Source organism: Bacillus sp. NEAU-Y102 (genome assembly GCF_054788175.1).
On the sequence record NZ_JBTWFK010000002.1, the window covers coordinates 81,209 to 103,666 of the forward strand.

Below are 22,458 nucleotides of genomic sequence, written 5' to 3' on the forward strand. Positions count from 1 at the left end.
ATTGTATATTCTAACCTTGAGTTACCGCAATACTCAGAATTTTTAAATCAGAGGCACTATAGACACGCACCTCTTATGTAAAGGCTTTCTTTATTACGGAGTAATTTTCTTTAAATACCCTTCTAACTGTTCTTTCGTTTGTTCACCTATAATTTGCTCCACTACTTTTCCATCTTTATCAATCAAAAAGCTTGTCGGTAATGGACCTACTCCATATGTTCCTATAATCTTTTGTCCTTTATCAATAGCAACTGGGAATTTCAAACCATATTGGTTCACAAAGTTCTTTACTGCAATATCCGTTTCATCTGCATCTAACGCTATGATTTCAACGCCTTTTTCTTTATACTTTGGATATAATTCATTCATATAAGGCATTTCTTTTTCACAAGGTTTACACCACGTACCCCAAAAGTTTAAAAATACACCTTTTCCCTTTAAATCTTTTAGTTCAATTTTCTTCCCTTCTAAATCTGTCACAACAAAGTTAGGTGCTTCTTTTCCGATTTGCATTTTCTCTTTATTAGCAAACAATCCTTGATAAAGGGTAAATCCTACAGCACCACATAAAATGAGTAGAATAATAACGCGAAATAATAAGCGATTTTTCTTCATATTACCTCTCCTCTCCTCGGTAAATGTTATGTATTATCTTCTGTAAATGTTGTATTGAATAAATCACCAGCAGAGCACTCCACTGGTGAATTTTTAACTCTATAGCTTATCTTGGCTTTGTAGAAGCAAGCGCGCGTAATTGTTTCACCTCATGTGGTGTCAATTCTCTCGCATCACCAGGTCGCAGGCTTCCTACTTCTAAGAAAGCATAACGTTCACGTTTTAATTTCACTACTTTACAGTCTAACGCTTCAAACATACGACGCACTTGACGATTACGTCCTTCATGAATTGTTAATTGTACAATAGCCATCTCTTTACGCTTGTCCCAAGAAATAATTTTCACATGTGCTGGTGCTGTTTTACCATCTTCTAATGCAACACCGCGTTCTAACATGCGAATTTTCTCACCTGTTAATGGGCCTTTTATTTTTGCAACATACGTTTTTTCAACTTTATATTTAGGATGCATTAATATATTTGCGAAGTCCCCGTCGTTTGTCATTAATAATACTCCTGACGTATCATAATCTAGACGTCCGATTGGGAATAAACGTTGTGTAATTTCAGGGAAAAAGTCTGTTACAACACTTCTACCTTTATCATCTGATACACTTGAAATTACACCAGTTGGTTTATATAGTAAAAAATAAACAGGTTCTTCTTTTTCAAGAGGGATGTTATTTACTTCTACTTTATCTTGAGGAGTTACTTTTGTTCCTAACTCTTTCACTATTTTTCCGTTAACTTTCACTTTTCCTTGCTGAATTAATTCCTCAGCCTTTCTTCTCGATGCAATACCTGCTTGCGCAATCACTTTTTGTAATCGTTCCATTTCTTTTTTTCACCTCGAATTTATCTTACCTTACATTAGAAAGACTTGGCAACCGCATACACTTTACGGTTATTCGCTCCATCTCCCTTAAACAACATAGCGATGATATTAAACATATAAAGGTCAAATCATGTTTTTATCCTTTATTATTGTCCATATTTTTCATATTTCTCACAATAAAAGTTCATCATTTTGTCAAAAATACTGCATAAAAAAACCACTATTAAGCTACACCTTAATAGTGGTCGTATACGTATTATACGCGAAATAGCATAAAAAATGAATAGCTTTACTGAAACAATAGGGAAACAAAGACAATCGAGCAAATAATTCCGATTAAATCTGCAAAAAGACCTACTTTTAATGCATCTCCCATTTTTCTAATACCAACAGCTCCGAAGTATACTGTTAAAATATAAAAAGTCGTATCTGTACTCCCTTGCATCGTAGAAGCTAATCTCCCAATGAATGAGTCTGGCCCATATGTGGCAATTAAATCAGTCGTAATACTTAGACCAGCAGAACCTGAAATAGGACGTATTAGTGCTAATGGAACGATTTCTGCTGGAACGTGAATTAAATCTAGCATTGGCTTCATTACTGATATCATTGCATCTAGCGCACCTGACGATCGGAATATAGAAATAGACACAAGCATTCCAACCATAAACGGTAAAATGGAAATTGCAATTTGAATCCCTTCTTTTCCTCCCTCAACGAACGATTCATACGTCGGCACTTTCTTTATCGTGCCATATAAAAGGATAAAACCAATTACACAAGGGATTACCCATAAGGAAATTGTATTTACAATACTCATTTTTTCCGCCCCTTTCTACTCCTTCTTCGGTAAAAATAGCGGTCAATCCAAATTGCTCCAATCATAGAAAGTACTTGTGCAATAAATGTTACCCCAACAATTTCAGTAGGATTGGCTGATTCATACGTCATTCGAATTGAAATAACTGTCGTAGGAATTAATGTAATAGCTGATGTATTTAATGCTAGAAACGTCACCATAGAACGGCTCGCCGAATCCTTTCCTCCATTTAACTCTTTTAGTTGTTCCATCGCTTTAATACCAAGAGGGGTTGCTGCATTACCTAGACCAAAAAAGTTTGCCATCATATTTGATAGAATAAATCCCATGGACGGATGATCCTTTGGTATTTCTGGAAACAACCTTTTTACTATCGGCATAAAAAGTGAAACTAATTTTTTTAACAATCCGGCTTCCTCTGCAATTTTCATTAAACCAAGCCAAAATACTAAAACACTAATAAGTCCTATACAAATCGTTACTGCATCTTTTGCTCCGTCAAATACAGCCTTATTCACTTCCTCCATCGTTCCATTTATCATGGCGTATACAATCCCAATGACAGCCATCGCTACCCATACGAGATTAACCATTGTTCCCAACACCTATCATGTAAGAAAAAATTTCTTTCACATTATTCCAGTAAAGTCCCGTTGTAGCTACTAACTTCCGTTTACTATAAAATAAATTCCGTTCTCCAACTTTCTCATTGCCAACATAAACATCTGTCTTTCCAACCTTTACTCCATCCTCAAGCGTTATACTTTTATCCAGTTCAACTTTTAATAACACGTTCTTTCTTTCCTCTTCAGTTAACGGCACGGAAAAACTATTTTTCGTATAAACATGGTTGGCATACTTCTTTTCATTTATTTCAGCAATTGCTCCTTGTCCTAAAACTTTCGTTTGCTTGAAACGTTCAAATCCTTTATCAAATAGATTCATATGATCATCCCAATCACTAGAAGCACTCAAAGTTACGACAATTAAATCTAGTCCATCTTTTGATGCCGTTGTAACAAGCGTTCTTCCTGCTTTCTTCGTAAAGCCTGTTTTTCCTCCTGTTGCAAATTCATAATAAGACGTTACCAACTTATGTTTATTTTTCCACGGGTAATCCCAAGAATCGGATTTATACGTTTTTGTTCCAAAGATTTTTTTAAATGACTCGTTTCCCATTGCATACTTCGTTAATAACGCCATATCGTAAGCCGACGAATAATGTGATCCATCTCCATCTAAACCATGAGGGTTTGAGAAGTGAGTATCTTTCATTCCAATTTCTTTCGCCTTTTCATTCATTAAATATACGAATCCATCTATACTCCCACCCACACTTTCAGCAATTACTTGCGCTGCGTCATTACCAGATCTAAGCATGAGTCCGTATACTAAATCTTCTAACTTCACTTTTTGTCCAGGCTTTAAATAGATTGCTGATCCTTCCACCCTCACCGCTTCATTGCTAACTGACACCATTTCTTTCATCTTCCCTGATTCAGCAGCTAACAAGGCAGTCATAATTTTTGTTATACTAGCAATTTTTTGAGGTTCATGTTCTGCTTTTCCGTATAATACACGACCAGACTGTTGCTCCATTAATACAGCATTTCGAGCACTGACATTGCTGTTCATCTTTGCATATGTAGGAATCGGCATAACGCTTGCGTACATAATAAGAAGCGTAATGATTACACAAATTCGTCTCATATTTCCCCCCACGTCCTTTTGGCACTTTTTGTACAAGTGTATGCTTGGCCTTTTAAAATATGAACGAAATCTTCCTTCTGCTTCCATTAAAAAAGACGCAGAGAATTTGCGTCTAATATGGTGTCCATTCAATTTGTTTCGCAGTTTCAAACCTTTTTTCTACATCAGGCCAATTTACAACATTCCACCAGTTTTTAATATATTCATCTTTTCGATTTTGGTATTGTAAATAATACGCATGTTCCCAGACATCTAGTACAAGGAGTGGTATCGTATCCCATTGTGTAAATAATTGATGAAGTGTACTTTGCAAAATTTCTAACCTTCCAGACCGGGGCACCCAAACGAGAATTGCCCAGCCTGAACCTTCTACTTTAGAGGCCGCTTCTGTAAAATGTTTTTGGAAACGTAAAAAGCTCCCAAAATCTTGTTCGATTTGTTGTGAAAAAGCACCTCTTGGACTCCCACCACCGTCTTTTTTCATGTTATTCCAAAATATCGTGTGTAAGTAATGACCTGACCCATGAAAAGCCGCTTCTCTTTCCCAATGCTTAATTAAATCAAATTGATTTGTTTTTCTCGCTTCTTCCATCATCTTCTCTGCTTTATTTAACCCTTCCACGTAACTCCGATGATGTTTATCATGGTGTAACATCATAATTTCTTTAGAAATATAAGGTTCTAACGCATTATACGGATAAGGTAATGGCGGGAGTGTATGTCCTCCAATTGGAACAGCTCGTTCGCTATCCCCTCTTTCATATAATTCATATTCCTCTTCTTCTTGCATAAATACTTCCTGCAAGTGATGCTGAATATGTTCTACATCATCACTTATTTCATACATAAACTCTGCATCTGTTTCATACTCATGCTCTTTCATACGCTCTAACAACGCCTGAATTTTATAAGCAAGCATATGGACATCATACACTTCCATTGCGCGGCTATCTAATACGTGAAGAACACTTTCACACCAATTTTCTACTTCATGAAAGTAATCTGTAAATACACCTTGCTGATTCATGTTGCACCTCCCTAATGCTATCCACTTAACTATATTCAATGAAAATCCCTTATATAACTGTACAAAAGGAAAAGAAGCTAAGTCACCTTAGCTTCTTTTCCGCAATCAATATTTGTGTAACATCTTTGTCTGATAATCCGTCTCATAATATTCTAGTTCTTCACGCATCAATTGAAATTTACCTTCTAAACTCTTCATCACTTGCCCCAAAGATGCAGGTGGTGTTTGTTGAAAAACGATAGAATTTTTTCCTGTATATGCAGACCGACTATTTTCATACCAATAATCACTCTTTGGTGAAAAAAACTCTGCAATTACTTGATGGTAAATCTTATATAAAATTTTTTCAGCTGCTGTTTTTCGAAATGGCTGACTATTCAACAAAACAAAACATGCATCATGTCCTTCTTCGCAAAAAACGAGAAGTCGTCTCATTGATGCTAATAACCCTTTATAATATTGCTCATTCCCTGCTGGTGTTTCCTCTAATAAAGAAGGCAACGTATGATAATTTACATAATTGGTTATCAAATTAATAGCATCTTCTAAAAATATAGAAACTTGTTCTGTTTGATTTTCAACCATCAAATTAGACATTTTTTCTCTCTCCTTTGCCATTTCACGCTATTTCTACTCTTTTATTTTTATGTAATTCAGCCAATATTTCTTGTACTTTCGACACCGTTCCCTCATCAAAATATTGTTGAAATTCTTCCAGATTATTTAAATACAAACGTTTTTGCGCACGAAGTTCCCTATCCTTCACTAAACAACATATCGCTACAATATCGCGCAAATATATGTTTTGTTCTTCTACTTTATACACTGGATTTCCTTCAAAAGGAGTAATTTCTTGTAAAACTTCTTCAAAATATCGAACGTATAAAACCGAAAAAGTTTTCTCTTTATCATTTAATATATATGTCACTTCAGATCTGTTAAAAAAATCTTCTGATGTATTAGGTTTCGCCTTTTCTAACTCATATCCTACATAACCTTTTATAATCATATACTCCCCTCCACCTTCTTTCATCTTATTCTAACTTAATTTTCTGATAAACAAAATATTCTTTTAAATATACCTATATAAAAAATAGCTCCCCTATACAGGAATTTACCTTTTTATTTTTCTTGAAGTTTGTCATAATAATATTATTGTCTCAGTTTTCTTATACAAGGAGAGTTGTATTTATGTCGTTTTCATGGAAACGTTTCTTACAAATCGGGAAAATTATCTTCCCATTTGTTGTATTAACAATTGTATTCTTTCAAGCAAAAAAAGAATTAGCGGGCATTTCTTTTTTAGAAGCGATTGATACAATTAAAAACATTCCAACTGGAGGAGTCTTTTTAGCAATTACACTTGGTGCATTCGCTGTATCAACAATGTTCTTTTATGACTATGTTATGCTTCGTTACTTAAAAGCTGATATCCCTGTCCAAAAGATTTTCCGTATCTCGTGGATTGCTAATACTTTAAATGGATTTATCGGGTTTGGTGGTCTAGTTGGAGCCGGCGTACGCACAATGCTTTATCGTCCATACATAAAAGAAAATGGAAAACTTATTAAAAGTATCGCTTGGATGACAACTGCCTTTATTAATGGATTAGCCATTCTTTCATTTCTTGGTCTTATCGGAATATTAGACACGAGATTTATTTTGCATGAAAAACCATGGCTATGGCCTGTTCTTATCTTCTTTGCTCTTTTCGTCCCTATATATATCGGATTTTCTAAATTAAAAAATAGAAAAGCGATGCAAACAGAGGGACAAGAAGAAGAGGAGAAAAACCCAACTGTTTTATACTCATTAGTTTCATTAGTCGAATGGGTATCTGCTGGTATTGTTATGTACGTCATATTACTATTATTTGGCATTGAAATCGAATTCCAAAAGTTTTTAGGCGTATATGTCATTGCTGCTTTAGCTGGTGTCGTTAGTCTTGTTCCTGGTGGTCTTGGATCATTTGATCTTGTCTTCTTAACTGGGCTTGGGCAATACGGCATCGATACAGGTGTTTTGCTTCCTGCTATGTTATTATATCGTCTCGTCTATTACATATTACCATTCTGCCTTGGTCTCATTTTTGCAGCTTTTGAAATGACAGGAGTAGCCATTAAAAAGTTTGAAGATAAACCCTTTATTGCGCCTGCATTAGAGACAACTGGTGTTATATGGACTTTGCAGCGTGACTTTCTAGGAAAGTTAGGTTCTTGGGCATCTGCTGCTTTAACAGTATTTGCTGGCTTAATGGTTATTTTATCAACTATTCTACCGACAAGTATAAATCGGGCACACGCCTTACATATTCTAGCTCCAAAACATCTTATTCAATTTTCTTTTAGCTTATCGCTAACATTCGGTATTCTCCTCCTCATTCTTTCACGAGGGATATATTACGGAACAAAACGTTCTTATTATATGACGATTGTTTCTTTAATTGGAGCGGCTATTTTTAATACACTAAAAGGAATTGATGTTGAAGAAACTTTTATTTTATTAATCGTACTCGCTGTATTGTATATGCTTCGTAAAAGGTTTGTACGTGAGAAAATGGAAGTCTCACTTTCTGATATCGTAAAAGTTTTTATATTCCTACTTGTAACGTTATATTTATATAAAAACTTAGGTATTTTATTTGCAAGTGCAAAAGAAGCTTTCCAACCTGATTTTGTCGTTCGTAATATTACACAAGTGAAACGAAGTGCATTAGCAGCTGCCTTTTTTGTTCCTACTTTTTTACTAATTGGTTCACTCATTGCAAATCGTTATCGAAATGAATTTCCCGGGCAACCAGCTAATGATAAAAGATTACAAAACTTCTTAGATGAATATGGTGGAAATGTACTTAGTCATTTAGGTTTTTTAGGAGATAAACAGTTCTTTTTCAGTAGTGATGGAAAAGCACTCATTCTCTTCTCAATAACTGGAAAACGACTTATTGTACTAGGTGATCCAATCGGGGACCCTTCCTCCTATCGTACTGTATTGCAAGAGTTTTTAGCTGAGGCTGATCGATTTGGATACATTTGTGTATTCTACCAAATTGAAAGTAAATGGATGAGTTTATATCACGATTTTGGTTATAACTTCTTTAAGCTCGGTGAAGAAGCTGTTGTTGATTTAAATACATTTACAATAACAGGAAAGAAACGCGCTGGCATGCGAGCTACTTTCAACCGTTTTGAAAGAGAAGGCTATACATTCTCTATTCATGAGCCACCTTTCTCAGACGAATTATATGAAGAGTTAAGAAAAGTTTCAGATGCATGGCTTGGTGGAAAAAAAGAGAAAGGTTTTTCACTCGGATACTTCGATCGTGAATATATTAGTCGCGCTCCCATTGCAACATTATCTGATGCGGATGGAAAAATTATTGCATTCACAACATTCATGCCCGTATATCAAAACGGATCATTATCTGTCGATTTAATGCGATATTATCCAGATGCGCCTAGCGGCATTATGGACGCAATTTTCATCCACTTATTCCAATGGGCAAAAGAAAATGAATACCACTCCTTTAATATTGGTATGGCACCACTTTCAAATGTTGGTTTATCCACACAGTCTTTCTGGTCTGAACGAGTGGCTGCTGCAATCTTTAATAACGTTCGTTATACGTATAGTTTCAGCGGATTACGACATTTTAAAGAAAAATATAAACCAGCATGGAGCGGTAAATATTTAGCATTTAGGAAGAATCATTCTTTACCAATTACAATGCTCTCTGTAACAAAATTAATAGGAAAAAGAAAAAACAGCTAAATTCTTAGCTGTTTTTTCTTTTTTGAACTTGTACAATAAATTCTTTTTCATATTTCTTACCATTTATATAGAAATTCCCCCACATTTTATACGTACCCTCGGCAGGAAATGTAATACGGTATTGTAATTGTTCATCCGTATCCACAGGCATAGCGTATAAAAAGTTCTCCTTCGTTTCATCCACGATATAGAGTGACTCTACTTCTCCTCTCTCTGAATGTAATTTCAATTTTTCACCCTTTTTCGCTTGAAACTGAAATGTTAACGTAACTGGTTCATTCGGATGTAATGCGCCAAATAAAAGAGAAACTTCATACTCCCCTATTTTTTTTGTAAGTACACTGTCGATTGGAAATTTCACTTTTTTCTTATTGTTCTCCTCTTTCGTTCTACCAAAATCTTTCCTAGCGAATGACTCTACGGACTTATTTTTATCTTCGTATAAAAATATCGTATATTCTTCATCTTTCGCTATTTTGGAAGATAACTTATATGACCCGTTCCCTGCAAATGTAGGTTTAATTTGTTGTATGTGTTTTAACTGTCCATCTACAATCACTGCCCGTATTTGATCATTTACACCACGAATTTCATTATTCTTTTTGTTTAACAACTGAAATACAATATCTACTTTCTCATTTCCCTTTCCATTTGACACATCCCACTTTACTTCCTGAACATCTCCTACAGTCTCTTCGTTTTCTTGATATTTTTTTATGTAAAATCCTCCTGCCACAATAAGTACTAACGCAATAAGCCCAATGACAAGATTTTTCAAAACATCACCTACCATTTTTATTGTCTCTGTTCACATAAAACTTCTTAAGCTATATATTCTAGATTATGATTTATGAAATCCTCCTATTTTGCACATATTACAAATAATAAAAAGATTTTAATTGAAAGGATTCGTAGTGTATAATGCAAATGATATTGATTTCTATCAATACATTATAAGGAGGACTTTTCATGAGTGTACATATCGAAGCAAAACAAGGCGAAATCGCTGAATCTATTCTATTACCAGGTGATCCATTACGTGCAAAATATATCGCTGAAACATTTCTAGAGGATGTTACTTGCTATAATAACGTACGTGGTATGTTAGGTTTTACTGGAACTTATAAAGGAAAACGTGTATCTGTTCAAGGTACAGGTATGGGTGTTCCTTCTATTTCTATTTATGTAAACGAATTAATCCAAAGCTACGGAGTTAAAAATTTAATTCGCGTTGGCACTTGCGGTGCAATTCAAAAAGATGTAAAAGTTCGTGATGTTATTATCGCAATGACGGCTTGTACTGATTCTAATATGAACCGTTTAACATTCCCAGGATTTGATTTCGCACCAGCTGCAAACTTTGATCTTTTAAAGAAAGCTTACGATGCTGGAACTGAAAAAGGATTACACGTTCGTGTCGGTAACGTCTTAACAGCAGATGTGTTTTATCGCGAAAGCATGGACATGGTTAAAAAACTTGGAGATTACGGTGTATTAGCAGTAGAAATGGAAACAACTGCTCTTTATACATTAGCAGCGAAATACGGCGTAAATGCATTATCTGTATTAACAGTTAGCGATCACATCTTCACTGGCGAAGAAACAACATCTGAAGAGCGTCAAACTACATTTAACGAAATGATTGAAATCGCTTTAGATGCAGCAATTCAACAATAATACACTAAAGAACTTGTCATACGTCTGGCGAGTTCTTTTTATGTGACTTTTTATAAATAACTATTTTATAAAGAGACAGATTTCTCCCCTCTACTTTATTGTAACGTTTGTTATAATAAAGTGAAACTTTAATCAGTGGTTTTTTTCCATCCCCCACTGATTATTAGTTGAACCAATCAGGCTTTTACGGACAGTTGATCTCCCACCTAACTCCCTTGTATTCGCCGAATTTTGAAGTGGAAGTCTTATTGCCCGAGCGGGATAAAGAAATCATTTACAGTATTTCTCATAAGAGGTGACGCAGTGAAAAACAGAAGTATCGTCTTTAAACTATTTTTATTAACATCAACTTTATTTACAATAATATTCCTACTTTTTTTCCTAGGACAATCTCTATTTTTAGAGAAATTTTATATTAATAAAAAAGTAAAAACAGTTCAAACTGCTTTTGAAAAATTCGTAGATAATTATGACAAAAGTGATAAAAGTTATGAGAAAGTTAGAAAACTAAAACAAGAATTTCATGATAAAACAAATGCCGATATGCAGTTTTTGGATTCTAACGGTATTATTAAAAGTGATAACAATTACTATATCGATGTATTTAATCCCAACAATAATAAACAGTATTCCATTCCACTCAATAACCTTTTAACACCAGAAGAATATAATAAATTCGAAAATTTAGGTTTAAAAAAAGATGTAATAATTAATGTTGATGGAGTCGTACAAGAGAATAATATTATTACACCACAAAAATTAGGAACGAATTATAATCAATGGCAAAACGAACATTTCTATTCGGATTTCCAGTCAATTAATGGTAATCCTTCTAAGAATAGACTTGCAAGCCGATACAAATCTACAACTCGTATCGTCTTTACAGGTGTTATAACTAAGTTACAGCTCCCATCAAAAGCTGAGGTTCGTCTTGCAAATGATATTGAAACATTACAAGCCGTTCAATATTTTGCAGATATTATTAGAGATGGCACTTCTAACTCGAACCAATTAAACACTTTCATATTAGATGGCGGCGAAAATATAAAAAATAGTATCTTTGTAAAGCCGATTATAGAAAACGGAAAGATTACAGAATATGCTTTTGCGATAGCGTCTTTACAACCCGTTAATGAAGCGATGCTAGTTTTAAAAGACTATTATGTTTATGCCTTAATCATCGTGTTTCTCGTTATTATTTTGTTATCCTTCTACTACTCAAAAATCATTGTTAAGCCATTAATTAAAATGAATCGTGTTACAAAAAAAATGGCTAATTTTGATTTCAGCGAGAAATTACCTATTACAGCCGACGATGAAATTGGTGGGCTTTCCGGCAGTATCAATACATTATCTGTAAATTTAAAAGATCGAATCGATCGATTAAATGTTGCCAATACAAAGTTACAACAAGACATTGAACGTGAACGTCAATTAGAGAAAACAAGAAAAGAATTCATTTCTGGCGTATCACACGAATTAAAAACACCACTGAGTGTAATTAGAAGTTTTGCAGAAGGTATTAAAGATGGTGTTAGTAAGGATACTTCGTATTATACTGATGTTATTTTAGAAGAAACAGAAAATATGAACAGGCTGATTGTTGAAATGTTAGAATTAGCAAAGTTAGAATCTGGTACTTACAAACTAGATATGACGACGTTCTCAATTGGTGAATTAACGCAACAAGTCTATACAAAATTATTATTTAGCATGGAAGAAAAGCATCTACAAGTGAACGTCGATGCAGACCCTTCTATACTTGTTAAAGCAAATCGTAGCCGTATTGAGCAAGTAGTTGTGAACTTACTAAGTAATGCAATCCGCTATACGCCGGATGGAGAAAAAATACAAGTCTCCATTATAGAAGCAGAAGATACCGTAAAAATCGAAATCGAAAATACAGGAAACCCTATCCCTGAAGAAAGTCTTGAAAAAATTTGGGATCGCTTCTATCGCCTAGATGCATCACGTAGCCGTCACACCGGAGGTACCGGTCTCGGATTATCTATTGTAAAAAACATTTTAGACCTCCATCATGCCGAGTACGGTGTGTATAATACGACTAACAGTGTTGTATTCTATTTCAATTTACAAAAAGTAAAAGAAGTCAAATAATTTGTCTTAATTTCACTAGGAGTTCACATGAAATTCACACTCTCCCTTTATAGTAAGAAACAAGTTAATCCTTTCCTTTACACATATAAAAGAGGAGAGTGCGTGAAATGAAACAAGCAGGACAACCTATTCAAAATGAAAAACAATTAGAAACTATCAAAAATATACTTTTACAATCTTCGAAACGTGATGGCTTATTATTCGTATTAGCTGTAAATTCTGGCTTAAAAGTAAGTGAAATCTTACAATTAAAAGTTAGTGATGTAATCGATGAAAATGAAAATGTTCGCCATTCCATTTTATTTTACAATGAAAAAGTGAAGAAACATAAATGGTTTGCTGTAAATGAAGACTTACAGCACGCAATCGAAGACTACATGAAAGAACGTAAAACTTGGAAACGTAATGAACCATTGTTAAAATCTCAAAAAGGAACAAAATCTATTACGAGACAACATGCATGGTACATTTTAAACAAAGCTGCAAAAGAAGTTGGATTAGAAGGGATTAGCTCACATACACTTCGAAAAACTTGGGGTTATTGTGCATACAAATCAGGTGTTGATATTGCATTTTTACAACACTTCTTTGATCACAGTACTCCATCAAAAACTTTAAAGTATATCGGTATTGCTTAATAACTCTTATACATAAAAAAGGTTACCATTTGAAAATTTGGTAACCTTTTTTATATTTCATATTCTCTTTTCTTGTCTCTCCTATACTGTAGTGGTACTCTAATAATAAGGGGGAGAAATTATGAACACACTTACAATTGAATTACCAAAAGAAACGGCTGAAAAACTTGATTTATTAAAACAAGCTTACGAAAAGAAAACAGGTGCTTCTATCTCTGAGAGCACTCTCGTGCAAACACTTATCTCAAAAGAATTTATCCAGGCGATAACTCCTTTTGATTTACAACAATTCATCAACGGAAAAGAACAGCATTAATGCTGTTCTTTTTTTATCTCTATTTAAAATATACAAAGTTTTTTATATATTTTTAGAAAAACCATTGACAATGATAATGATAACCATTATCATTTATTGTGAAGCCAACAATTGATGAATCAACCAAACGCTCAGTAACATTGTTACCCCTCTTTTTCATATAGAAAGGCACTGTACATTCCCCCTGTTTGTACAGTGCCTTTCTTGTTTATTATCATTCAAAAAAATTTAATTGCTCCGGCTTCGGCTCACCATATGTAATGTTCATCATTTTCATAAGCTGTTTCGCATTATCTGCTGCATCCCCACCTGAATTGTTGTTAAACAGTACGTATATATCCTTTGTTTTCTTTTTTAATTGCTCTAGTCGTTCCACCCATTCTTCCAGTTCTTTATTGTTGTAGCGATATAAACAACGAACCGCTCTCCAATTTTCCCCTTTATCAAGCCAACCATGAACATTTCGACCGTGAAAACGTATTAATGCCATGTTTGAATTCGTAACCTCTAATACGAGTGGCACAGAACCTATCCCAGCCTGTGGTTCATCACAAATTGTATGAACCCATTTCTCCTGTTCTAGAAACTGTAACGTCTTATCTCTCATTTCTGGATAAAACCATGTTTGATTTCGAAATTCTATTGCACATGGTAAACCTTCCATTTTTTCTTTCGTATATCGAAGAAAATCTACATTTTTCTTTTTGCAATCAAACCATGGTGGATATTGAAATAAAATTGTTTTTAATTTATTAGCTTCTATTAAAGGAAGAATGGACTGCTTATACACATCAAACATCTCATCAAACGTAGAAAAAGGAAATTCCCCTTTCATATGTCCTGTCATTCCTTGATACGCTTTTACGACAAAAGAAAAATCTTTCGGCGTTTCCATTGCCCATTTTATATAATTTCGTGCAGGTTGCATCGCGTAAAATGAACTATCCACTTCCACAATAGGAAAATACTCACTATATGTTCGTAATTTATTTCTATTTTCATAGGAATCTACGTATAAAGAATCATGATCTCCCCATCCTGTCACTCCAATGAACAGCACATATATTCCTCCCTTTTTAACTTTATCTTCTATTCACTCCCCAAACACTTTTGCTAATCAATTTCATTAAGTGGCCCTTTCTTTAAGAGTATCCTTATTAAAATATGATATACTATATGGAAGAATTTTTAAAATGAGGGGTTATTTATTTATGCTTCCAAACGATGCTACTGTATCTCATGAAAAACGAATTGAAGAACTAGAAAATAAAGTGCGTTTTTATGAAGAACTTGTGAATCAATTACCACATCATTTCACATACAAAAATCCACATATTGGTTTACAAATAAAGAAAACTAGAGCAACTCATTCCATTCAAGAAATACCAAAAGAGAATAAAGAGGCTCATTTTCAACTTACTTGTGATTCATTATTCTTATTTGAACAACTTGAAAAACACTTTGTACATATTTTTGATGCCTTTTCACATCATGTAACCTTTGTCGATAGTAAAGGGAATATTACTTTATGTAATCAAGTTGCCGCAGATGATTTCGGTGTAATACGAAATGATATTATCGGAAAACCGATTCAACAATTACTAAACTTGCCGGAAGAAAAAATTAAAGCGATTGAAACATTAAGAACGGGAACAGAAATATATAATGAAGAAGTTTTAGACAAAAACTATGGCATTATAAACAACCGAATTATTCGCGATTATAACGGGGAGATTTTTAGGGTTATTAGTGTCTTTCATTATTTAAACACAGAGCGTGATGCAGAGAAGTTTTCGTTAGCAGGACGAATCGCAGCCGGAATTGCACACGAGGTACGAAACCCTCTTACGACAGTACGAGGATACTTACAATTTTTACAAGAAAGTGTTTCTCCATCAAATAAAGAGTTATTTAAAAGCTTACTTATCCCTGAATTAGATCGTGCAAATAGTATTATTACAAAATTTTTAGCCATTTCAAAAACACGTGAATTTACAAGAGAACCGTTTCCTATTAATACATTTTTATGCGACTATATTCAACAGTTACTAGCTAGTGAAGTCTTCTTGCATAACATTTCAATTGATTATAACTTTTCTAATGAATTAGATGATATTTTAGTCAATATTGATCGACATGAACTTGTTCAAGTATTTTTAAACCTATTTCAAAATGCCGTCGATGCTCAAGGCGAAAAGCCTCTTTCTATTCAAATCACTAGTTATCGCCTAGATAACTTCGTTCGGATTACTTTCACAGACAATGGAATTGGTATTCCTCTAGCTATTCAAGAATATATCTTTGATCCATTCTTCTCAACGAAGGATTCGGGGACAGGACTAGGCTTATCAGTAACAAAAAAAATCATCCAAAATCATAACGGTACGCTCAAAATGACTAGTGATCCAGACGGTACAACCTTCACTATTTCTATTCCGATTTTACCTAAAGTAAATCGTGAAGCAATTAACTTATAAAATGAGAATGCTGTTCTATTAACTCCCTTTAATTGTTAAGCACACTCTAACAATTAAAGGGAGTTTTTTAAAACATATAGATTTTTCTCTACTTCTTTATTGTTCGTGTTAGGTAGGTAAACTTCTTATTTTTTGAGAAATAGTAGTTTGTCCATCACGAATTTAATTTAAATTTCATTATAATATATAGTAACGACTATTATTCTATGAAAGAAAGGAATGCAAAGATAAACAACAAAAATAAAGGGAAAGTATTTTATGGTAATGATTGTTGCGAAGTAAGAGCTTGTAGTTATATCAACATCTCTAAGTCCGAACTTAAATAATTTGTTAGACTTCTTCAAGCTCTCGGCCAAGCTATTCAAGCTGTCTTAGTTCAATATGGATCTGGTTCCTAGGTGGAGGCGCTACTGGACCAGCGGGTACTCCGATTCGGGTAACTATAGCTGCAATAGGAAACTCCAATGCTCAAACAATATCAACTGGAATTAATATTCAATTAAATCAAGTTTTTGAAATAGATAATATTAACTTTAATGACACTACACATACTTTACAGGCGTATATGATATTAGTTTCTCGGCATCTACAACTTTCCCAGGCTCTTCACCGTTTGGATTCGGTATTTCATTCAATGGCCAACCACCTACTCGTAATTTTTCAACTAATGTTATCGGTAGTGCTGTTTCTTTCTCTACAATTGTTACTTTACAAGCTGGTACAACGATTTCTGTACAACCTACAGCAAATACTATTTCTATTCCTAACATGGGCGATACAACTGCGACACTATCTGTACTCCGAATTTACTAACCACAATTTCCGATAATATTTTGGGAGGACTAAACACATTTATAAGTAATAGGTGTGATTTTGATTGTCTATTAAATCTCTCTTTTAATAAAAAGGAGCACTTATTTGGGAGGATAAGTGCTCCTTCTTTACGTTTCTTTACCTCAAATTTACTCTATCTTAATCCTCATTTTGTATGATAAATAATGAAGTCAAAGATATGAAAGAGGGATGAAAAATGAGAGTTATGTCACCGATACGCATTTGGATTGCTCTTATGATATGCATTATTTTATGTGTAGGGTTTTTTTTAACTCTAAAATATTCTACTATTTCAAAAGCAGAGAGAAAAACAGTTCCATACACACTTTTGTATACGAAACAAAACAACATCCTTTATTCCAATTCCACAAATAATGAAAAAAAAGTTATAAAAGGAATGCTTATTACGAAAGCTTCTAGTTACGAAACTCTACTTCAAATTACTGAAACGATTAAAGATCAGTATACAAATAAAGGAATTGATGAAATCACGCTGACTATCCATAATGAAAATAATGGTAGTTATGAAGAAGAATTACCATACGAACCGATTAGTAAAGGAACAATAATCATCACATACGATTCTCAATCCTTTGGCAGTACCAACATTACTCTTAATGAATAGTAGCATTTACCCCACTAATTATGAGCTCACTTCATTTTTCACATGAGAAAGAGGCGAATAACGAAATTCGCCTCTTTCTTTTACCATAACGATGGAATCCACTCTTTCACTTTATTAAACCACTCTTGCTGTTCTTTTTTCCTTTTTTGTTCTTCTTCTTGCCTTTTCTTTTCTTCTTCTTTTCTTCGCTTTTCTTCTTCAATTGTTTGCAATTGTTTTTTATAGTCCGCCTCAGATATTAACGACAATTGGAACGCTTTTTGGGCTGGGTTTGCATTTGCTTTTTTCATGATATCCCGGAACATCGTCGTTGTAATTTGACTACCACCTGGAACATAATGCTCGCTATCTGTTTTGTCATATCCTACCCAAACTGCACCTACTAAATCTGGTGTGTATCCTACAAACCACGAGTCCTTTGCCCCTACGCTCGGGCCATTTACAAGTTGAGTAGTCCCTGTCTTCCCTGCTGTATCAACATTAGTAACTTTCGCTTTTCCACCTGTTCCCTTTTCTACAACACCTTTTAATAAATACGTCATCTTTTGAGCAATTTTCTCACTCGTCACTCGTGTCTCTTTCTTATACCATTTCCCTATTATTTCCCCTTCAGCATTTTGAACTTCTCTAATTGCATGAGCCTCTACTTGAACCCCATCATTAGCAAATGTACTATATGCTTGGGCCATTACAAATGGTGATGTCCCTACATGCATCCCACCTAAAGCAATTGGATACGTACGGTCTTCTGGTACTAACGGAATACCAAATCGCTCTAAAGATTTCAATCCTTTATCTAATCCTATTTGTTCTAATAGCCACACAGCGGAAACATTATACGACTTTGCTACCGCTTCATACATTGTCACATTACCATGAAAGGCCTGATCACTATTTTTCGGTTCATATTCTTTAATATGAAATGGTTCATCTTTTAATATATCGTATACTTCATACCCTTGTTCTAAAGCGGGTACATATACAGCTAGAGGCTTTAATGTTGAACCTGGCTGTCTTTTTAATTGCGTAGCATGATTAAATTGTAAAAACTGATATGGTCCTCTACCTCCAACTAAAGCTGGAACACCGCCTGTTTTTGGATTTATAAGGACTACACCCGTTTGCATAAGTTGATCTGAGCCACTATCTTTGAAATAACTATCATTATTCACAACATCTTCTACAGCTTGTTGTTTTTTCGGATCAAGCTCTGTATAAATACGATAACCACCTGCTAAAATTTCATTTTGTGTTAATTCATACTTATCCATCGCTTCTCTAACTATATAGTCTACATATTGGGAGTATTTACCTTTGTATTTATCATCAACCCCACGTTTTAATACAAGGCCTGACTCTTTTTCTTTATTGTATTGCTCTTCAGAAATATATCCTTGTTCCTTCATTAAACTTAATACGACATTACGTCGTTCAATTGATTTATTAAAGTTTTTATAAGGAGAATACGCAGACGGCGCTTTAATTAAACCTGCAATCGTTGCAGCTTCTGAAATTGATAAATCTTTTACCTCTTTATCAAAATAAGATTTAGCTGCCCTCTTTATTCCCCAAGCACCTTCCCCAAAATAAATTTGATTCATATACATTTCAATAATTTCATCTTTTGTATAAGTACGTTCTATTTTTTTGGTTAAAAAGTATTCCTTTATTTTACGAGAAAATGTACGATCTTGTGTCAAAAATACATTCTTTGCAAGCTGTTGTGTAATTGTACTTCCCCCTGCTACAACTTCTCCTGCTGTAATATTTTTAAAAACTGCACTTATAATTCCACTATAATAAATACCATGATGGTTAAAAAAACCCTTATCTTCTACTGCAACAATTGCCTGAACCATAATATCAGGAATATCTTTTCTTTTAACACCTTCTGTTTTCGAAGAAGCTAATTTAGTTGCGACCTCATTATTTGCATCATAAATTAAAGTCGGTTGTGGAACAGCTTGTTTTAATTCAGATATGTCTTGAATGGATATTATTATATTTATAGCAATAAATAGAGTAATGAGTACACTTCCCAATACAATTAATGAATTACGAAGTTTCTTCCTCTTATTGAACCACTCAAGCATTTTTTTAAAATGAGTGTTCTTCAATTTCATTCGTTCACTTCCTTCATTTATTTACACTCTTCTTTTTAAAAGGAAGAATATACCGCCTTTTAAATTTACTATAATAACGTAGTCATTCCTATAGTGTAAAGCTTTTCTTTTACATTCATACTTTTTGCAAGAAAAGGACATTCTACAAGTAAGATATTCACTATTGGATATTAATATTATTAATAGAACAACGAGAGTTATGTTAAGTTTTTGTAAACTTTTCGATAAAATGTTTTAAAAAACGACAGTTTTTTGTTAGAATTGATTAGCCAATATATTTTACATATATTACTTTTGTGGGGGTAACAATAATGGTCTTTAAATCAAAAAAAGATAAATTTTCTGAAATGTTAATGAATGTTTCCGAAAATTTAAAAGAAGGCGCGCAGTTTTTCGTGGAGTATAAAATTAAAAATGCTAGCGATTTAAAAGAGTTTTCTATGCGCATGAAAGAGTATGAGTCAAAAGGTGACTCATTTATTCACGAAATCATTATGGAGCTAAACAAAGCGTTTATTACTCCAATTGAACGTGAGGACATCCTACAACTTGCAATGAGTATGGATGATGTATTAGACGGATTAGATCACAGTGCTGGTCTGTTCGAAATGTATTCTATTACAGAAGCTGATGAATACATGATTAAATTCGTGGAAGCAATTAATCAATGTGCGATTGAGATTGCAAACTCTGTTGAACTACTGTCTAAAAAGAAGTTAGTCGACATTCGTACGAACGCGATTAAGATTAAGGATTACGAATCACAATGCGATGATATTCGTCGTCATGCGATTAAGCACTTATTCTCTCGTGAAAAAGATCCGATTAAGATTATTCAATTTAAAGAGATTTACGAAGAGCTTGAAGAAGTAGCTGATAGCTGTCAAAGCGTTGCAAACGTATTAGAAACAATTATTATGAAGAACGCGTAAGGAGTTTGATCATGGATACACTCTTGATACTGACCGTTTTAGTAGTCATTTGCGCTTTAGCTTTTGACTTTATCAATGGATTTCACGATACAGCAAACGCTATTGCAACGGCTGTTTCAACGAAAGCTCTAAAGCCTAGACATGCAATTATTATGGCAGCTATTATGAACTTTTTAGGTGCAATGACATTTACAGGTGTAGCAAAAACGATTACAAAAGATATCGTTGACCCATTTGCTTTACAAAATGGTTCTCTTGTAATTTTAGCTGCTTTGCTTGCGGCGATAGCATGGAACTTAATTACTTGGTACTACGGTATCCCAAGTAGTTCTTCGCATGCAATTATTGGCTCCATCGCAGGTGCAGCCATTGCTGCTGCTGGTATTAGCTCATTAAACCTTAAAGGATTCATTAAAATTCTTGAAGCTTTAATCATTTCACCAATTATCGCTTTCGTTATTGGTTATATCGTTTACAGTATTTTTAAAGTGGTCTTTAAAAACTTTAACTTAACGAAAACGAATAAAAACTTCCGTATATTCCAGATTTTCACTGCAGCATTACAAGCCTATACACACGGTACGAATGATGCACAAAAAGCAATGGGAATCATTACGATGGCTCTTATGGCTAATAACTATCATACTTCTAGCGATATCCCGTTCTGGGTACAATTATCTTGTGCTATCGCAATGGGACTTGGTACTTCTGTCGGTGGATGGAAAATTATTAAAACTGTCGGTGGACAAATTATGAAAATTCGTCCTGTAAATGGTGTAGCTGCCGATTTATCATCATCACTTGTTATTTTCGGTGCAACATTCATTCACTTACCGGTTAGTACGACGCACGTTATCTCTTCTTCTATTTTAGGGGTTGGTGCTTCTCACCGTGTGAAGGGGGTAAAATGGGGAACTGCAAAACGTATGTTAATTACATGGGTTATTACACTTCCTATTTCAGCTTCTTTAGCTGCTCTGTTTTACTACCTATTACATTTTGTTTTCTAATCAAAAGTCGTCTTCCTTATTTTTCTAGGAAGACGACTTTTTTGTGAACAAGCCTATTTCTCATTAAAAAGCGTGTATAATAATTGGTGGATAAGTTATTTAGAGGAGTTGGCAATTTTGGAATACATCATGTTACTTTTCATCGGACTAATCGCCGGGACAGTCGGCAGCCTAGTTGGGCTTGGAGGCGGAATTATTATTGTTCCGTTATTAATTGGATTACACAGTTTATCACCACAACTTGCAGTAGGGACTTCTATGGTAACAGTCGTTTTCACAGGACTATCTTCTACCCTTACTTACATGAAGCATAAGCGAGTGGATTATAAAAGTGGACTTATTTTATTTATCGGAAGCGGTCCTGGTGGTATTATCGGATCATGGGCAAATAAATTTTTAAACCAAGACACATTTTCTTTATACTTTGGGATTTTCCTTATATTCGTCTCAATTCTACTTATGCTTCGAGACAAATTAAAACCTCTTTCCCTCTCAAATACGTCTGTAATTAAGCGTTCTTTTACAGATAATGATGGAAATGCTGTACACTACCAATTCCCACCGTTTCTTGCTATCTTTATCGCCTTTATAGTTGGGTTTATATCTGGGTTATTTGGAATTGGTGGCGGTGCCTTACTTGTTCCAGCAATGATGCTTCTTTTTGCATTCCCAGCACATATTGCAGTAGCAACTTCAATGTTCATCGTATTTCTATCAGCAATTGTAAGTTCTGCAACTCACATCTCACTTGGAAATGTCAGCTGGATTTATGCATTAATCCTTATTCCTGGTGCATGGATCGGCGGAAAAATCGGGGCTTACATTAATACAAAACTGAGTGGTAACGCCGTAATTAATTTATTACGTATTACGTTAATTATTCTTGGAACTAGATTAATCATTATTTCCCTTTTATAACGTATTCTTTTT

At 34.2% G+C, this 22,458-nt stretch carries 21 protein-coding genes and 1 pseudogene; 11 read left to right on the top strand and 11 right to left on the bottom strand.

The window, feature by feature from the left end; genetic code table 11:
- Nucleotides 1–93 precede the first annotated feature (93 nt).
- From resA to ACYFX0_RS06845, 8 genes are all read right to left on the bottom strand, one after another.
- Nucleotides 94–615, bottom strand: coding sequence for a thiol-disulfide oxidoreductase ResA (gene resA, locus ACYFX0_RS06810; protein WP_000742196.1), 522 nt, complete (start codon nucleotides 613–615; stop codon nucleotides 94–96).
- Between the two features lie 106 nt (nucleotides 616–721).
- Complete coding sequence (rluB, locus tag ACYFX0_RS06815) at nucleotides 722–1,450, bottom strand: 23S rRNA pseudouridine(2605) synthase RluB (protein WP_000440553.1); 729 nt, start codon at nucleotides 1,448–1,450, stop codon at nucleotides 722–724.
- A 289-nt stretch (nucleotides 1,451–1,739) separates the two neighbouring features.
- Entirely contained in the window at nucleotides 1,740–2,270 is a 531-nt protein-coding gene (gene spmB / locus ACYFX0_RS06820; RefSeq protein WP_000029514.1) for a spore maturation protein SpmB, read from the bottom strand.
- Nucleotides 2,267–2,863, bottom strand: a complete 597-nt coding sequence (gene spmA, locus ACYFX0_RS06825) for a spore maturation protein SpmA (RefSeq protein WP_000247810.1) — start codon at nucleotides 2,861–2,863, stop codon at nucleotides 2,267–2,269. Before spmA ends, spmB begins: the two co-directional genes overlap by 4 nt.
- Nucleotides 2,856–3,980 carry a D-alanyl-D-alanine carboxypeptidase family protein gene (locus ACYFX0_RS06830; RefSeq protein WP_001252627.1) on the bottom strand — a complete coding sequence of 375 codons (1,125 nt, stop codon included), beginning with the start codon at nucleotides 3,978–3,980 and terminating at the stop codon, nucleotides 2,856–2,858. Before ACYFX0_RS06830 ends, spmA begins: the two co-directional genes overlap by 8 nt.
- Before the next feature lie 112 nt (nucleotides 3,981–4,092).
- A complete protein-coding gene (locus ACYFX0_RS06835; RefSeq protein ID WP_001075736.1) occupies nucleotides 4,093–5,007 on the bottom strand; it encodes a superoxide dismutase in 915 nt (304 codons plus the stop codon).
- Between the two features lie 105 nt (nucleotides 5,008–5,112).
- Nucleotides 5,113–5,604, bottom strand: a complete 492-nt coding sequence (locus tag ACYFX0_RS06840) for a YpuI family protein (RefSeq protein WP_000067555.1) — start codon at nucleotides 5,602–5,604, stop codon at nucleotides 5,113–5,115.
- Nucleotides 5,605–5,626: 22 nt separating this feature from the next.
- The gene (locus ACYFX0_RS06845) at nucleotides 5,627–6,016 is read right to left on the bottom strand and encodes a hypothetical protein (RefSeq protein ID WP_000584359.1); all 390 of its coding nucleotides are present in this window, start codon (nucleotides 6,014–6,016) and stop codon (nucleotides 5,627–5,629) included.
- A 182-nt stretch (nucleotides 6,017–6,198) separates the two neighbouring features.
- On the opposite strand from ACYFX0_RS06845, the gene mprF reads away from it, so the two are divergent.
- Complete coding sequence (mprF, locus tag ACYFX0_RS06850) at nucleotides 6,199–8,778, top strand: bifunctional lysylphosphatidylglycerol flippase/synthetase MprF (protein ID WP_460270132.1); 2,580 nt, start codon at nucleotides 6,199–6,201, stop codon at nucleotides 8,776–8,778.
- A gap of 4 nt (nucleotides 8,779–8,782) precedes the next feature.
- Here the strand turns inward: mprF and ACYFX0_RS06855 are convergent, their stop codons facing one another.
- A complete protein-coding gene (locus tag ACYFX0_RS06855; RefSeq protein ID WP_000232602.1) occupies nucleotides 8,783–9,571 on the bottom strand; it encodes a hypothetical protein in 789 nt (262 codons plus the stop codon).
- A gap of 176 nt (nucleotides 9,572–9,747) precedes the next feature.
- Between ACYFX0_RS06855 and deoD the strand changes: the two genes are divergently transcribed.
- The 4 genes from deoD (at nucleotide 9,748) to ACYFX0_RS06875 (ending at nucleotide 13,527) form a co-directional block, all read left to right on the top strand.
- The gene (deoD, locus tag ACYFX0_RS06860) at nucleotides 9,748–10,455 is read left to right on the top strand and encodes a purine-nucleoside phosphorylase (protein ID WP_000110707.1); all 708 of its coding nucleotides are present in this window, start codon (nucleotides 9,748–9,750) and stop codon (nucleotides 10,453–10,455) included.
- Nucleotides 10,456–10,758: 303 nt separating this feature from the next.
- Nucleotides 10,759–12,573 (top strand): sensor histidine kinase, encoded by a 1,815-nt coding sequence (locus ACYFX0_RS06865; RefSeq protein ID WP_106081429.1) that lies wholly within the window; start codon nucleotides 10,759–10,761, stop codon nucleotides 12,571–12,573.
- A gap of 107 nt (nucleotides 12,574–12,680) precedes the next feature.
- On the top strand, nucleotides 12,681–13,211 hold the full coding sequence (locus tag ACYFX0_RS06870) for a tyrosine-type recombinase/integrase (RefSeq protein ID WP_000806236.1): 531 nt from the start codon (nucleotides 12,681–12,683) through the stop codon (nucleotides 13,209–13,211).
- A 121-nt stretch (nucleotides 13,212–13,332) separates the two neighbouring features.
- Entirely contained in the window at nucleotides 13,333–13,527 is a 195-nt protein-coding gene (locus ACYFX0_RS06875) for a DUF3924 domain-containing protein (RefSeq protein ID WP_001094856.1), read from the top strand.
- A 214-nt stretch (nucleotides 13,528–13,741) separates the two neighbouring features.
- Here the strand turns inward: ACYFX0_RS06875 and ACYFX0_RS06880 are convergent, their stop codons facing one another.
- Nucleotides 13,742–14,587 carry a DUF72 domain-containing protein gene (locus ACYFX0_RS06880; protein WP_000897362.1) on the bottom strand — a complete coding sequence of 282 codons (846 nt, stop codon included), beginning with the start codon at nucleotides 14,585–14,587 and terminating at the stop codon, nucleotides 13,742–13,744.
- A 151-nt stretch (nucleotides 14,588–14,738) separates the two neighbouring features.
- Between ACYFX0_RS06880 and ACYFX0_RS06885 the strand changes: the two genes are divergently transcribed.
- From ACYFX0_RS06885 to ACYFX0_RS06895, 3 genes and pseudogenes are all read left to right on the top strand, one after another.
- Nucleotides 14,739–16,004, top strand: coding sequence for an ATP-binding protein (locus tag ACYFX0_RS06885; protein WP_000937232.1), 1,266 nt, complete (start codon nucleotides 14,739–14,741; stop codon nucleotides 16,002–16,004).
- 206 nt (nucleotides 16,005–16,210) lie between these two features.
- Nucleotides 16,211–16,817 (top strand): annotated as a pseudogene (locus ACYFX0_RS06890) (Gly-Xaa-Xaa repeat protein).
- Nucleotides 16,818–17,034: 217 nt separating this feature from the next.
- Entirely contained in the window at nucleotides 17,035–17,463 is a 429-nt protein-coding gene (locus ACYFX0_RS06895) for a hypothetical protein (protein WP_001265587.1), read from the top strand.
- Nucleotides 17,464–17,543: 80 nt separating this feature from the next.
- On the opposite strand, the gene ACYFX0_RS06900 is transcribed toward ACYFX0_RS06895, so the two are convergent.
- Nucleotides 17,544–19,586, bottom strand: coding sequence for a transglycosylase domain-containing protein (locus ACYFX0_RS06900; protein WP_000769249.1), 2,043 nt, complete (start codon nucleotides 19,584–19,586; stop codon nucleotides 17,544–17,546).
- 311 nt (nucleotides 19,587–19,897) lie between these two features.
- Here ACYFX0_RS06900 and ACYFX0_RS06905 point away from each other — a divergent pair, with 311 nt between their 5' ends.
- The 3 genes from ACYFX0_RS06905 (at nucleotide 19,898) to ACYFX0_RS06915 (ending at nucleotide 22,446) form a co-directional block, all read left to right on the top strand.
- Complete coding sequence (locus tag ACYFX0_RS06905; protein ID WP_000231445.1) at nucleotides 19,898–20,518, top strand: DUF47 domain-containing protein; 621 nt, start codon at nucleotides 19,898–19,900, stop codon at nucleotides 20,516–20,518.
- An 11-nt stretch (nucleotides 20,519–20,529) separates the two neighbouring features.
- Nucleotides 20,530–21,528: an inorganic phosphate transporter gene (locus ACYFX0_RS06910; RefSeq protein WP_000380276.1), complete on the top strand. Its 999-nt coding sequence runs from the start codon at nucleotides 20,530–20,532 to the stop codon at nucleotides 21,526–21,528.
- A 117-nt stretch (nucleotides 21,529–21,645) separates the two neighbouring features.
- Nucleotides 21,646–22,446 carry a sulfite exporter TauE/SafE family protein gene (locus ACYFX0_RS06915; protein ID WP_000455760.1) on the top strand — a complete coding sequence of 267 codons (801 nt, stop codon included), beginning with the start codon at nucleotides 21,646–21,648 and terminating at the stop codon, nucleotides 22,444–22,446.
- The last annotated feature ends 12 nt before the right edge of the window (nucleotides 22,447–22,458 follow it).

What these genes read in the sequence shown, in the direction of transcription:
- ACYFX0_RS06895 (WP_001265587.1), top strand. Translation starts at nt 17,035, where the DNA reads ATGAGAGTTATGTCACCGATACGCATTTGGATTGCTCTTATGATATGC.
- ACYFX0_RS06910 (WP_000380276.1), top strand. Translation starts at nt 20,530, where the DNA reads ATGGATACACTCTTGATACTGACCGTTTTAGTAGTCATTTGCGCTTTA.
- ACYFX0_RS06830 (WP_001252627.1), bottom strand. Translation starts at nt 3,980, where the DNA reads ATGAGACGAATTTGTGTAATCATTACGCTTCTTATTATGTACGCAAGC.
- spmB (WP_000029514.1), bottom strand. Translation starts at nt 2,270, where the DNA reads ATGAGTATTGTAAATACAATTTCCTTATGGGTAATCCCTTGTGTAATT.
- ACYFX0_RS06845 (WP_000584359.1), bottom strand. Translation starts at nt 6,016, where the DNA reads ATGATTATAAAAGGTTATGTAGGATATGAGTTAGAAAAGGCGAAACCT.
- ACYFX0_RS06875 (WP_001094856.1), top strand. Translation starts at nt 13,333, where the DNA reads ATGAACACACTTACAATTGAATTACCAAAAGAAACGGCTGAAAAACTT.
- resA (WP_000742196.1), bottom strand. Translation starts at nt 615, where the DNA reads ATGAAGAAAAATCGCTTATTATTTCGCGTTATTATTCTACTCATTTTA.
- rluB (WP_000440553.1), bottom strand. Translation starts at nt 1,450, where the DNA reads ATGGAACGATTACAAAAAGTGATTGCGCAAGCAGGTATTGCATCGAGA.
- ACYFX0_RS06900 (WP_000769249.1), bottom strand. Translation starts at nt 19,586, where the DNA reads ATGAAATTGAAGAACACTCATTTTAAAAAAATGCTTGAGTGGTTCAAT.
- mprF (WP_460270132.1), top strand. Translation starts at nt 6,199, where the DNA reads ATGTCGTTTTCATGGAAACGTTTCTTACAAATCGGGAAAATTATCTTC.
- spmA (WP_000247810.1), bottom strand. Translation starts at nt 2,863, where the DNA reads ATGGTTAATCTCGTATGGGTAGCGATGGCTGTCATTGGGATTGTATAC.
- ACYFX0_RS06835 (WP_001075736.1), bottom strand. Translation starts at nt 5,007, where the DNA reads ATGAATCAGCAAGGTGTATTTACAGATTACTTTCATGAAGTAGAAAAT.
- ACYFX0_RS06855 (WP_000232602.1), bottom strand. Translation starts at nt 9,571, where the DNA reads ATGGTAGGTGATGTTTTGAAAAATCTTGTCATTGGGCTTATTGCGTTA.
- deoD (WP_000110707.1), top strand. Translation starts at nt 9,748, where the DNA reads ATGAGTGTACATATCGAAGCAAAACAAGGCGAAATCGCTGAATCTATT.
- ACYFX0_RS06885 (WP_000937232.1), top strand. Translation starts at nt 14,739, where the DNA reads ATGCTTCCAAACGATGCTACTGTATCTCATGAAAAACGAATTGAAGAA.
- ACYFX0_RS06870 (WP_000806236.1), top strand. Translation starts at nt 12,681, where the DNA reads ATGAAACAAGCAGGACAACCTATTCAAAATGAAAAACAATTAGAAACT.
- ACYFX0_RS06840 (WP_000067555.1), bottom strand. Translation starts at nt 5,604, where the DNA reads ATGTCTAATTTGATGGTTGAAAATCAAACAGAACAAGTTTCTATATTT.
- ACYFX0_RS06905 (WP_000231445.1), top strand. Translation starts at nt 19,898, where the DNA reads ATGGTCTTTAAATCAAAAAAAGATAAATTTTCTGAAATGTTAATGAAT.